Origin of the sequence: Hyunsoonleella pacifica, assembly GCF_004310335.1 — a bacterium.
Taxonomy (GTDB): Bacteria; Bacteroidota; Bacteroidia; order Flavobacteriales; family Flavobacteriaceae; genus Jejuia; species Jejuia pacifica.
Map to the genome: position 1 here is coordinate 1 of NZ_SIRS01000020.1, position 318 is coordinate 318.

Consider the following 318-nt stretch of genomic DNA (forward strand, 5'->3'; position numbering starts at 1 on the left):
GTTTAGAAAGACTTATTTACACAGATAAAGCTTTGTATCACGAAGATGCTAATAAAAAAATTACTTGGTCAGTAGTTGCCAATAGTGGTAGATTAGAATGGCTTAATGACCCAAATTCTCAAGATATAAAATATGACCACGATACTGGAGAAGGTGGTGGACCTATTCCATCAGGCAATTACTTCATTAAACTAGACAGTAAAGAAAGGCTAGAAAATGGAGATAAAAGTGGTGGTGCTGGGGGTAAATATGGAATACGATTAGATTATGGTTTTGGTCAAGCAATAAAGCTAAAATTAAAGGATAAAAATAGAAGCG

General features: G+C 34.3%; 1 protein-coding gene. It reads left to right on the forward strand.

The genetic code is table 11. The features are described from left to right. On the forward strand, positions 1–318 hold a 318-nt coding region (locus EYD46_RS17860; protein WP_165454416.1), incomplete at both ends, for a DUF2778 domain-containing protein.